The organism is Plebeiibacterium marinum (assembly GCF_026013615.1).
Taxonomy (GTDB): domain Bacteria; phylum Bacteroidota; class Bacteroidia; order Bacteroidales; family Marinilabiliaceae; genus Saccharicrinis; species Saccharicrinis marinus_A.
Genome location: NZ_JAPDPI010000014.1, coordinates 23,656 through 36,799, shown reverse-complemented (window position 1 = coordinate 36,799; position 13,144 = coordinate 23,656). Strand labels below are relative to the sequence as shown.

Annotated in this window: 6 protein-coding genes; all 6 read left to right on the top strand. The window is 38.6% G+C overall.

Features of this window, described 5'->3' with window-relative positions; genetic code table 11:
• Positions 1-145: 145 nt before the first annotated feature.
• The 6 genes from OM074_RS08345 to OM074_RS08320 all read left to right on the top strand — a co-directional run bounded on the left by OM074_RS08345 (position 146) and on the right by OM074_RS08320 (position 13,141).
• Positions 146-1,765 (top strand): glycoside hydrolase, encoded by a 1,620-nt coding sequence (locus OM074_RS08345; RefSeq protein WP_301199007.1) that lies wholly within the window; start codon positions 146-148, stop codon positions 1,763-1,765.
• A 23-nt stretch (positions 1,766-1,788) separates the two neighbouring features.
• Positions 1,789-2,820, top strand: coding sequence for a cellulase family glycosylhydrolase (locus OM074_RS08340; RefSeq protein ID WP_301199006.1), 1,032 nt, complete (start codon positions 1,789-1,791; stop codon positions 2,818-2,820).
• Between the two features lie 663 nt (positions 2,821-3,483).
• Positions 3,484-6,588, top strand: coding sequence for a beta-galactosidase, LacZ type (lacZ, locus tag OM074_RS08335; RefSeq protein ID WP_301199005.1), 3,105 nt, complete (start codon positions 3,484-3,486; stop codon positions 6,586-6,588).
• A 1,118-nt stretch (positions 6,589-7,706) separates the two neighbouring features.
• Entirely contained in the window at positions 7,707-8,294 is a 588-nt protein-coding gene (locus OM074_RS08330) for an RNA polymerase sigma factor (protein WP_301199004.1), read from the top strand.
• A gap of 163 nt (positions 8,295-8,457) precedes the next feature.
• A complete protein-coding gene (locus OM074_RS08325) occupies positions 8,458-9,465 on the top strand; it encodes a FecR family protein (protein WP_301199003.1) in 1,008 nt (335 codons plus the stop codon).
• Positions 9,466-9,601: 136 nt separating this feature from the next.
• Positions 9,602-13,141 carry a SusC/RagA family TonB-linked outer membrane protein gene (locus OM074_RS08320; protein WP_301199002.1) on the top strand — a complete coding sequence of 1,180 codons (3,540 nt, stop codon included), beginning with the start codon at positions 9,602-9,604 and terminating at the stop codon, positions 13,139-13,141.
• Positions 13,142-13,144 lie beyond the last annotated feature (3 nt).

The window sequence follows — 13,144 nt, the reverse complement described above, 5'->3', positions numbered from 1 at the left end:
AGGCTTCCCCTTCAGGGGACGAGGGGTGAGCGATGGGGTTAACTATAAAACAGGAGTTTTCTTGCAGGGACTAAACAATACATTTTGAGGCAACCCCTTATTTATATATAAACAAAAAAACGAAGGCTTATTAGCTCCGGTAATTATGAAGAAAACAACGATTTTAGGTATGATAACCCTATTGCTATCACTGCTTTTGTCTTGTAGCAATAACAAAAAGAGCAATGATAGTAAGGAGGGAATTGTAGAGGTCTGTGCTAATATAAAAGAGCGGCACCAGTTGATGGAAGGCTTTGGAGCCTCAGACTGTTGGACACTTCAGTTTGTTGGAGAAAATTGGCCTGAAAAGAAACGGGAAGAGATTGCCCGCTTGTTGTTTAGCAAAGAGGTCGATAGCCAGGGTAATCCAAAAGGGATAGGCTTGTCGCAATGGCGGTTTAATATTGGGGGCGGAACAGCTGAGCAGGGAGAAAAAAGTGACATCCCAAATCCATGGAGGCGTGCAGAATGCTTTATGAATGCTGATGGGACTTACAATTGGGATAAGCAAATGGGGCAGCAGTGGTTTTTAAAAGCTGCCAAAGAGATGGGCGTTGAAAAGCTATTGGCTTTTAACAACTCGGCCCCGGTATATTTTACAAATAACCACAAGGGATGGTCTCCCGGAGGAATCAAATATAACCTTCAGGATAAGTATTATGAAGGGTATGCCAATTTCCTGATTAAGGTAGCTGCCCATTTTAAAGAAACAGGGCTCGAATTTGATTACCTGAGCCCTTTTAACGAACCTCAGTGGGACTGGAAAGCTCCGGCTACTCAAGAAGGATCTCCGGCACGTAATGAGGATATTGCTAAGTTGATCAGAATTCTTGCACCCAAAATTAAGGAAAATGGTTTAAATGCTGAATTGGTGATCCCTGAAGCGGCTCAGTTACAGTTTTTAAGCGAAACAGGAAGGTATCCGGAAAGGGATAACCAGCTGGAAGCTTTTTTTAATGACACTTCCGCTTTGTATCTGGGCAACCTGCCAGAGGTTAGAAAATCGGCCATGGGGCATAGCTATTTTACAACCAATAACAATGATACCCTTATACAGGTACGCCAAAGGTTAAAAGAGCATATCCAGTCAATGGGCAACGGATTGGATTTTTGGCAGAGTGAATATTGTATCCTTGAAGACCATAAAGATATAGGCGGTGGTAATCATCGTGATCTGGGAATGGCTACGGCTTTGTACGTTGCCAGGGTTATTCATGCCGATTTGGCAATTGCCGATGCTGCAGTGTGGAGCTGGTGGACATCAGTGTCGCCAGTGGACTATAAAGATGGTTTGGTGTATATCGACAGGGGACAGTCAGGAATACAGAGTAAAGAAGATGAACAGCTTTTGCAGGAAGATGGATTTGTGAGGGATTCGAAGCTATTATGGGTAATGGGTAATTACTCTCGTTTTGTTCGCCCCGGCATGGTTAGGATTGAGGCATGGCTTAGTGATAAGCAACCTTTGGAAAAACAAATGGATAACCTGATGGTAACCGCATATGAAGACAGTAAGAAAGGGGAGTATGTTTTTGTCGTGGTCAATTATTCTATGGAAGATAAAAAGCTGTCGTTTGAGAGTTTCTGTGAGGAAAACGATCTGGATGATGATGAGGTAACGGTATATGTAACCTCAGAAGACAAAAATCTGACAAAATCCACTGTACCTGTGGATAATATCGTAGTTGGAAAGAGGTCGGTTCAAACATTTGTCTTATATAAATAGAATTAACTATAAATTTTAAACGCATGAAGAAATATATTCTGAGTTTTTTGTTCTTATCCTTGTTGATAGCGGGGTGTTCAAAAGAAGATAAAGAAGATGTTATAATAGAAGAAGAGGAAGAACAGGAAGATCCCTGGGCAAATATTGATTTTACAGAACCTATCAGGGGTGTAAACTGGGCCGATGAGCGGGATAATTTTGTTGATGGTCAGTTGGTTTTGAGTGGATTAACACTTGGTGACTCCTATTTTATGGTGCAGTCGGATGCCCAGCCAATCATCAGGGGATTTATCGAAAACATGTCAGCCAATACATTAAGGCTGCCTGTAAACCATGCTACAGTGAGCAGCACATGGTGGAATGGCTATAAAGGAGTTGTGGATAAAGCCATAACGAAAGGAATGAGGGTGATACTGGCTTATTGGGAAGCTGATAGTTCTCGTGATGGAAAGGTGGATGATTTGCCTGAGTTTTGGGAAATGTGGGATGACATTATTGAAGATTATGGAGAAAACCCCGGAGTGTATTTTGAAGTAATGAATGAGCCACATGGCTATGCTTTATACCAACTTACAGATTTGTATGCCTCATGGCTTCAAAGGTATCCGGAAATTCCCCAGGGAAGGATTCTGTTAGGTGGTAAAGGATATTCTGAGGATGTAACTGGCGTGGGTGCTGATAGCCGTTTCGAAGGTTGTTTGCTGTCACTTCATAATTACGCATTCTGGACCAACAGGACGGCCGAAGAGTGGCGAAATGATTGGCTAAGAAGGGTAGGTGCCTATGCATCACGAACTGTGGTTACTGAATTTGGCGCGACAATGACACAGGGTAAAGATTATTCAACCGCAACCCAGGGCGACAATGAAATAGACTACATACAAGCCTCTGCAACCGTTTTTAATGAAAACAATATTCAAAGTGTGTACTGGCCTGGATACAGACATGGCGACTGGTACAGTATTCAGGAATACGATTCAAACACATTCAACTTATATACAACCAATGAATCAGGTTTGTATTGGATTCAATATGGATGGGGTATGAATGAATAGAACAATGCTATTCTTTTAAGCGAATATGTGCGTCTTATACAGGGAAATTGTTATAAAATAAAGAGTTTTTTCAGGTCGGGATTTCGACATCAGCAACGCAGCTTGGGACCCACTTTTCTTTAATTTTGAAAAGACAGAAAGCTGTTTGACCGCAGGGAGTTCTTTCTGTCTCAAAATAAAGAAAATAGTGGGTAAGCGAGTGGTGTAGTCGGCGGACTTTTTTGTTTACTTTTTTTGACTGTAGAAAAAAAGTAAAAGCCCTTGCGGCTTGAGCAAATAATAATTATCTCGATAAAAAGGATTTTTTTTTAAGTGATATAACTCAAAAACCATTATATAGTGCTTGCAAAAAACTCGATTTTATCCCAACCCGCACCCTCCAACTCCCTAAAGGGAGAGTCTCAACCCACACTGTGCGAGAGACTTCCCCTTTAGGGGACGAGAGGTGAGCGAGAGGGTTTCACTACAAAACAGATGTTTTCTTGCAGATACTGTATATAGACTATTTTACTCATATTTGGTCGTTTTGTCATGTAATATGAATTAATTTTAATAGTATATCTTATATATAGAAATTATCTTTAGCAGGAAAAATTGAATTTTTTAATACAGTATTTCGTTCAGATATCTATTATCTGGCGATCTATATTAAACAAACTTAAAATGATTAAGAAGATATTTTTTGGAGCCCTGATTTTGTTAGGGCCGGGTCTTTTTGCTCAGAAATGGCAGGATCCTAATGTAAACGCAATTAACAGGGCTGATATGCACAGTTCGTTTTTTGCCTATGAGTCCGAAACCGCTGCAAACGGTTGTCAAAAATCATCAGAAAACTATTTGAGTTTAAACGGAACATGGAATTTTAACTGGGTTAAAAATGCCTGGCAACGCCCAACTGATTATTACAAAGTAGGATATAACGATCAGGATTGGGGTAAGATGCCGGTTCCCGGAGTATGGGAACTAAACGGCTATGGCGATCCCCAATATGTAAACATTGGTTATGCCTGGAGAAGTCAGTATAAAAACAACCCGCCCATCGTTCCTGAAGAAAATAACCATGTAGGTACATATCGTAAAGAAATTACAGTTCCTGCAACATGGAGTGGTAAGGACATTGTGGCCCACTTTGGATCTGTAACTTCAAATATATCTTTATACGTTAATGGGAAATACGTTGGGTATAGTGAAGACAGCAAGCTTGAGGCTGAGTTTAACCTGACAAAGTTTTTGAAGCCGGGTAAAAACCTGATTGCCTTCCAGGTGTTTCGCTGGTGCGATGGATCATACCTTGAGGACCAGGACTTTTGGAGATACAGTGGCGTAAGCAGGGATTGCTATTTATATGCCCGTAACAAAACTCATGTTAAAGATATAAAGGTTACTCCTGATTTAGATGAGGATTATAAAGATGGATCGTTAAAAGTTGCTCTTGATTTAAGCGGTAAAGCAAGTGTAAAGATTACTTTATCTGATGCGGAAGGTAAAACGGTAGCTGAAAAACAAGCATCAGGTTCGGGTAAGATTACTGTAGGCATGGACGTAGCTAATCCTTTGAAATGGACAGCTGAAACCCCAAATCTTTATAAAGTGACTGCTGTTGTAAAGCAAGGAAGCAAAGTACTAGAGGTAATCCCTGTTAAAGTTGGTTTCCGTAAAGTTGAAAAAATCAACAACCAGTTATGCGTTAACGGAAAAGCTATCCTGATCAAAGGTGTTAACCGCCACGAACTGGATCCCGATGGAGGTTATGTGGTTTCCAGAGAAAGGATGATCCAGGATATCCTGATGATGAAGAAATTCAATGTAAATGCGGTAAGAACCTGTCATTATCCTAATGATAAACAGTGGTACGACCTGTGCGATGAATACGGATTGTATGTGGTTGCGGAAGCTAATATCGAATCGCATGGAATGGGATATGGTGATGCTACACTGGCAAAAAATGTAAAGTTTGCCAAAGCACATATGGAACGCAACCAGCGCAATGTGTTGCGTAACTATAACCACCCTGCAGTTATTATCTGGTCTATGGGTAATGAAGCCGGGTTTGGTCAAAACTTTGAGGAGTGCTATAAATGGATCAAGAATTATGATTCTTCCCGTTTGGTTCAATATGAGCAGGCACGCCAAAACGATTTTACAGACATCTTCTGCCCAATGTACTACGACTACAAGCGCAGTGAAGAATATGGACAGGCAACTGATAAAACAAAACCTCTTATTCAGTGCGAATACGCCCATGCGATGGGTAACTCACAAGGTGGATTCAAAGAATACTGGGATCTGATCCGTAAGTATCCAATGTACCAGGGAGGTTTTATCTGGGACTTTGTTGACCAGTCTATCCATTGGAAAGATAACAACGGTATTTCTATTTATGGCTATGGAGGCGACTTCAACCCATATGATGCCTCAGATAACAACTTCCTTGATAACGGATTGATCAGTCCCGACCGTAAGCCAAACCCTCATTACTACGAGGTGGGCTATTATTACCAGTCTATCTGGACAAAAACAATTGACGTGAAAAAAGGAACTATTGAAATTTTCAATGAATATTTCTTTAGGGATCTTTCAGATTTTTATTTGCAATGGGAGCTGGTTGCCGATGGAAAGGTACTTAAAACCGGTATTGTAAATGATTTGGATGTTGCTCCGCAGCAGAAAGCTACAATAAACCTAAACCTTCAACTTCCTGAAGAATGTTCTGCAAAAGAAGTGTTTATCAATGTAGCTTACAAACTGAAAAAAGAAGAGCAGTTGGTATCTGCAGGATCAACATTGGCACGTCAGCAATTGGTTGTTAAGGATTATGAATTTAAGGCCCTGCAATTGGCCAACAAAAAATACGTAAACCAAAAAGTAGCCACTCCAAAACTTGTTGAAAACGATGTGAACTATCTATTGGTTACAGGCGAGGATTTCCAGATTGATTTTAACCGTCATTCAGGATTTTTATGTCGCTACCTGGTTGAAGGAAAAGCTATACTTAATGAAGGAGCAGAATTAAAACCAAATTTCTGGAGAGCACCTACCGATAATGATTATGGGGCTAAACTTCAGCATAAGTATGGCGTTTGGAAAAATCCGAAAATGGACCTGAAATCGCTAAAGGGTGAGATAAACAAAGATGGTTTGGCTGAAATTACTGCCGAATATGATATGCCTGAGGTTTCTGCCAAATTGGTGTTAAGCTACGTGGTTAACAACAAGGGTGCGGTAAAAGTTAAGCAGCAATTAAAAGCAGATGCCAATGCCAAAGTATCTGAAATGTTCCGTTTTGGTATGAAACTGGAAATGCCACAGCAGTATGGTATCATTACTTATTATGGACGTGGGCCTGGCGAGAACTACATCGACAGGAAGGATTCAGAGTTTATTGGCTTGTACCAGCAAAAGGTAGATGACCAGCCATATTCATATATCCGTCCGCAAGAAACAGGTACAAAAACAGATGTGAGGTGGTGGAAACAAGTAGATGTTTCAGGATCGGGGATCTGCTTTAAGTCTGATGCAGCCATTTCTATGTCGGCCTTGAATTACACCGTTGAATCGTTAGACGATGGAAAAGAAAAAGACCAAAGACATACACCACAGGTAGCAAAGAGCGATTACGTTACCATTTGTATCGACCAGAAACAAATGGGCTTGGGTTGTGTAACCAGTTGGGGAGCATTGCCACGACCAGAATACAGGATTCCTTACCAGGATTATGAATTTGAGTTTGTGATCAATCCTGTTAACCATGTATTTATGGTTTACTAATTGCTTTTATGGCGTAGACTAATATATATTTGGATATAGCATTAAAGGTTGTTTTCAGTGATGGAAACAACCTTTTTTTATTATATAACAGATCGTTAGATTTTAGATAAGAGATAAGAGACTTATTTGCAAGATGCTTAAAATCAGATTTTCACCTAACTTAAATTGATTTTATTAAATGTCTCATAATCTAACATTTATAAAAAAAATAACGAAGTATTATTATAAAAAGGTATACAATAAAATTACTATAATTTTACAGTAACTATTTTTGCTTGTAACATATTGTTTATGAGGTAGAACTATTTTTGGGTGAAATCAAGTTTGAGCTGGAAATCTCTAAAAAAAAGCCGATATTCACGAAAATCGCAAAAAACGACAAAAATATTCATCAAAATCGCGTTTTTGGCCATAAACATTCACGGTTTTGTCGTTTTTCGGTGTTTTTATGACATTTCTTTGCATAGGCTTTGCATTTCTATGCTATGGCTTTGCTATTTCTATGCATAGTCATTGCTATTTCTATGCATAGTCATTGCTATTTCTTTGTATTGAGGTTGTATTGTGGTTGTGTTGACTATGCACATTCTTTGATTGTTCTTTGCTTCGGCATTGCTTCTAAGGAACCGAAGAAAGACCATAAAACAGGCATAGTAAAAACATAGTAAGTACGTCGTCATATCCTGGTCATACCATAGGAGGGCAAAACAAAATCAAATAAAGTTGCACTAAGCTATTATTTATCATATAATTTCAAACAGATACAAAGGATAATGCAGGTTGGTCTCCCTATGGGCATAGCTTTCAGATATACAAATGATTATAATTAATATAAAGCATTAGCCTGATGGCTATGGCCCTATGGGTGCGAAGTACAGACCTATAACTGGTGGTATACAAGCGGGGATATGCTAATTTGTTGTTGGTGTTTTTTATACAACAGTAATGTGCAGCTCTGATATAAAACAATATTGAGTTTTAAATATTTTTACCGGACATTAATGTTTGTATAATTAAAAAAATTAAGAAATATTTGCATTTTTAAATGTTTTTTGAATTTTGCAACAAAGGATTTATAGCTGCCAAAATCTTTTGCAATTAAATGAATACAGAGAAATATGAAAGCTCAAACAAGCGATAGTGATGCTGGTTTAGTGTTACAGCTCAAAAATAATAATATTGAAGCTTTTGATTCATTATATCACAGATATAGTGAAAAACTATATAATTTCGCCTATTCATTTTTAAAAAATCATGAAGATTGCAAAGAAATAATTCAGGAAACCTTTATTCGTTTGTGGGAGAAAAAGCATCAGATTGATACTACCAAATCATTTAAATCCTACCTCTTTAAAATCTCCTATAACCTGATAATTGATCAACTAAGAAATCGCCTGAAGGATAAAAAGTACCAGGAATTTTTGGCTCATCATTTTCAGTCTGCAGTAACCGAATTTGAATCCAATATTGATTATGATATCATAAAAGATAAAATTGGATCGGTTTTAGAAGAACTTCCGGAAAAGAGAAAACAGATTTTTCTGTTGAGTCGCGAAGAAGGGCTTTCTCATAAAGAAATAGCAGAAAAATTAAGCATCTCAGAAAAAACTGTAGAAAACCAGATTGGACTGTCATTAAAGTATTTACGTAGTCGTTTGAGCAAGGATTTTATAGCCATACTACTTTTTATTGCTCTTTTTTCATAATTCTTTTGGGGGGTAACCACCAAGTCTCCGTATTAGTTATAGAGTATAGCAAAAAGTGGAGTGCTTGTAAGGTTAAATCTTTTTTTGCTATCAACTTATAGTACAGCAAACTTGTTTCTTTATACTAGTACAAGTTTGGTGGATTATTATTACATTATAGATAATGAAGAAAGAACAAGATATATCAAAAATAATTACAGACTACGCCATAGGTACCTCTGATGAAGCAGGCATGGAGCAGGCAATTGGATTATTTGAAGAGCCTGGCAACAACCTGACTATTCGAAATGAGCTTTTTAACTTATGGAATAGTGAAAAAGTTGCGCTTGGGAGTGTGGCCAAGAAACATGAACTAAACGAAATACTGGACTCGATCCACCACCAGATTAATTTGAGGGGAAATAGTAAAAAAGCTTCAAGAACAAAAAAATTAATAATCGGTTTTTCCCGTATTGCAGCCGTATTGATTGTGGGGGTATTTATAGGTGTTTTATCAATACATTATTTTAACCAGGATCCGGTATACTATACTACCATGTCGCCCAAAGGATCCATATCGCAAATGGTATTGCCCGACAGTACGATTGTTTATTTAAATGGGGGGTCAGTTTTAAAATACAGTTATAACCAGCGGGGCATCAGGGAAGTGTATCTCCAGGGGGAAGCCTGGTTTGATGTAGAAAAGGATCAAAAAAGGAAATTTGTGGTACATACCCCTTTTTATGATGTGAATGTGCTGGGAACCGAATTCAATGTAAAAGCCTATGCCGACGACAACCTCGTGTCAACCACCCTGGAAGAAGGCTTAGTTAAGATTACTTCCGGTGGAAAATTCAGGTTAAAAGAACCGCAGGTTTTAGAGCCTGGTGAACAATTGGTTTTTAATAAGGCAGACAATAGTATCAGGATAAAAAAGGTGGAAACAGAAAGGTATAGTGCCTGGAAAGAAAACAAGCTGATTTTTGTCGACATGTCGTTACAAGAGCTTATTGTTTTGCTGGAACGGAAGTATGGAGTGGATATTTATATCGATGATCAATCATTACTGGGCTTGCATTATGATGGTATTTTCAGGAATGAAACCATCAAAGAAGTAATGGACATATTAAAAGAAACGCTCCCCATTGAATTTGAAGTGAAAGACCAGGAGATACATATTAAAAGGAATTAGTTAACCATAATAAAAGATAATTGCCTATGTAAGAAAAAAAAACGGTAAGATACCGCCATATCCTACCGTTGAAATTTAGTTTATAAACCAAAGGTGCATGGCACCAATAGTACAAACATTTTAACAGCGTAAATTTATGAAAAAAAATTTATTGTTTGGATTCAATGATATTGGATCTTGTCAAAACTTATTATTTAAAATGAAGTTGACATTTATTGGGTTGTTTATTTGTTTTTTGCAAATATCAGCAAACAGTTATTCGCAAACTACCCGCTTTTCATTCGAAATGAAAGAAAAGCAGGTTTTGGATGTTCTCCGTGAAATAGAGAGCAACAGTAATTACCGTTTCTTTTACCAAAGGGAACAATTGGACGTGGAGAGAAGGGTCAGTATTTTTTCCGACAACAACACAGTGGAAGAAATATTGTCGATAATGTTTGATAAAGAAGGTATTAAATATAAAATCCTGGATAATGACCTGATCGTGCTTTCTCCGGCCGAGGGAAGTGCAGGCACTGTACTTCAACAAAAAGTAACAGGAAAGGTAACAGATACAAACGGTGAGCCTATTCCTGGTGTATCTATCAGGCTAAAAGATACTACAATAGGTACGATAACCGATATCAATGGTGATTTTTTCCTTGAAGGAATTGCCGGCGACGGAATACTTGTTTTTTCTTTTATAGGGATGAAGACCCAGGAAATAATTTTGGGAAATCAATCCACTTTAACAGTTATAATGGAAGGGGAATCCATTGGTCTTGATGAGATTGTGGCTGTTGGTTATGGAACCATGAGGAAAAAAGATTTGACCGGCTCAATCACACAAATTCGTCCCGATAAAATAGCGGAAGAAAATCCTAAAACAGTTCAGGATATTTTGCGTGGTACTCCAGGGCTCCGTGTAGGAATGGATGCATCAGCCAAAGGCGGTGGTTCAATGGAAATTCGGGGTCAGCGCTCAGTGTATACAGATGGGGGGCACAATAACCCTTTAATTGTATTGGATGGAATGATATTTTATGGTGAACTATCCGAAATAAACCCTGATGATATTGGTCAGATAGATGTGTTGAAAGATGCTTCGGCGGCAGCTGTTTATGGAGCCAAGGCGGCCAATGGAGTAGTAATCATTACCACAAAAAAGGGTAAACATGGTAAACCACAGGTCAATTTTACCACCAATGTTGGGTTTTCACAAAAAAGTGCGTATCGCAAAGTGTTTGGACCGGAAGGATACCTGCAACACCGTCAGGATTTTTATGAAACAAGAGAAACCTATGCAGTAAACTCTGAAACGGGTGCCTATGAAGCGTATCAACGAGGAGATTATGGCAATGGATATTTTAGTAATCCCAATAAGTTGCCTTCAGGTGTATCACTCGAAAATTGGAGAAACTACACTACGAATCAGGAAGGTGAGTCAGATATGAGCATATGGGCAAAGCGCCTTGGCTTAGACTTTACAACTTATGATAATTTCCTTCAGGGAAAAACCTTTGATTGGTACGATCACAGCTTTCGTTTGGGCTTTAATCAGGATTATAATGCCAGTATTAGTGGCGCAGGTGATAAAGTAAATTATTACTTCTCCATGGGATACCTTAAAAATGAAGGGGTTCAGTTAGGAGACGATTACAATGCCGTTCGAAGTAATATGAAAATTAATGCCAAAGTAACGGACTGGTTTGAAGTTGGTGCAAATGTTAACTTCCAAAACCGTAGCGATGGTAACATTTCAGAAAACATAGATGAACAATTAAAGAATAGTCCGTTTTCTGACTATGCTGATGAGGAGGGTAATCCCGTACAGTATCCAATGGGAATAGGTGCCAGCCAAAGGGGATATAATTATGACTTTGACAAGCAGTATTTAGAACTTGAAAAAGGATATACCGTATTAAATACAATCCTTACTGCTAAAGTGAAATTACCATTGAACATTACTTATTCGTTTAATGCATCTCCTCGTCTTCAATGGTTTTATGACCGTTATTTTATGTCAGCAGATTTGCCAGGTTCCAATCCTGCATCCAGAGGTGTAAACCGTCAGCAATCAAAAAATTTCGATTGGTCGCTTAACAATACCGTTACCTGGGATTATACCTTTGATGATTTGCACCATGTAAATGTTACTTTGGTTCAGGAAGCTGAAGATAGAAAGTATTGGAGCGATGTTATAAACTCTCGAAATATCCAGCCTTCTGATGCTCTTGGGTTTCATAATACCCAAAACGGAACCAAGGAAGAAAGTTCATTTTCAACAACTGATACTCACCAATCGGCAGATGCATTGTTGGCCAGGTTATTTTATTCCTATAATAACCGTTATATGTTAACAGCTTCGATCCGTCGTGATGGATATTCAGCTTTTGGTGCTTCCAATCCTTATGCAACGTTTCCATCTGTGGCTTTAGCATGGTCTTTTACTGATGAGAACTTTTTTAACTGGGAGCCTATGAGTATGGGTAAACTTCGACTATCGTACGGTAAAAACGGAAACCGTTCACTTCGTGATCCATATGTATCATTAGCTAACCTTTATGAAGGTGGAGGAAAGACTCAGGGTTACATTAACGCCTCAGGTCAACTGGATCAGTATCGTTACCTGATGGTACAGCGGATGGCAAACCCAAATTTGGAATGGGAAAAAACCGAGTCAATGAATATTGGTCTTGATTTTGGCTTTCTTGATAATAAAATCACAGGTTCTTTGGAGTATTATAATATGAGCACGCGTGATATGATCATGAATCAGCGTTTGCCAACTTTCACAGGTTTTTCTTCAATTACAACAAACCTGGGACAGGTAGAAAACAAGGGGATTGAGATTTCGTTGAACACACAAAATGTAAAGAATGACCAGTGGGAGTGGAATACTACTTTTGGTTTCTCCTATAACAAGAACGAAATCAAGCACCTGTATTACGAAAACGAAGATGTGCTCGATAATGCCGGAAATGTTATTGGATCGAAGGAGATGGATGATATTAGCAATGGCTGGTTTATTGGTAAGGCTGTTAGTGAAATATGGAATTATCGTGTTACAGGTATTTGGCAGGTAGATGAGGTTGAGGAAGCTGCACGTTACGGACAGCGTCCAGGGGATCCAAAAGTGGCAAATAATTATACTGCCGACGATATTGTTAATGAGGATGGAAGCACTACTCCGGTGTATAATGATAAGGACAAAGAATTTTTAGGACAAACGTCTCCTCCGATTCACTGGTCGTTACGTAATGATTTTCTGTTCTGGAAATCGCTTAGCTTCTCGTTTAACATCTACTCCTATATGGGACATAAAAGCTTGTCATGGGAATACCTGAATAATGATGACTTGGGAGGTGTAGTTTCGTTTGGCAGAAACGTTTTCAAGAAAGATTACTGGACTATTGATAATCCAACCAATGAATATGGCAGAATTGAAGCTGTGGGACCAGTTGGCGCTACTGCTCCGGGAAAACTTTACGACCGTTCGTTTATCAGGCTTGAAAATATTTCACTTGGCTATACCATCCCTGCAAGATGGACAGAAAGATTTGATGTGAAAAAATTAAAGGTATATGGAACGGTACGAAATGTAGCGGTTTGGAATAAAGAGTGGGAATATGGAGATCCGGAAACAGGAGGCTTAGCCACTCGTATATATACTTTAGGACTTAACATGACTTTTTAATTG

What these genes read in the sequence shown, in the direction of transcription:
- OM074_RS08340 (WP_301199006.1), top strand. Translation starts at nt 1,789, where the DNA reads ATGAAGAAATATATTCTGAGTTTTTTGTTCTTATCCTTGTTGATAGCG.
- OM074_RS08320 (WP_301199002.1), top strand. Translation starts at nt 9,602, where the DNA reads ATGAAAAAAAATTTATTGTTTGGATTCAATGATATTGGATCTTGTCAA.
- OM074_RS08345 (WP_301199007.1), top strand. Translation starts at nt 146, where the DNA reads ATGAAGAAAACAACGATTTTAGGTATGATAACCCTATTGCTATCACTG.
- OM074_RS08330 (WP_301199004.1), top strand. Translation starts at nt 7,707, where the DNA reads ATGAAAGCTCAAACAAGCGATAGTGATGCTGGTTTAGTGTTACAGCTC.
- lacZ (WP_301199005.1), top strand. Translation starts at nt 3,484, where the DNA reads ATGATTAAGAAGATATTTTTTGGAGCCCTGATTTTGTTAGGGCCGGGT.
- OM074_RS08325 (WP_301199003.1), top strand. Translation starts at nt 8,458, where the DNA reads ATGAAGAAAGAACAAGATATATCAAAAATAATTACAGACTACGCCATA.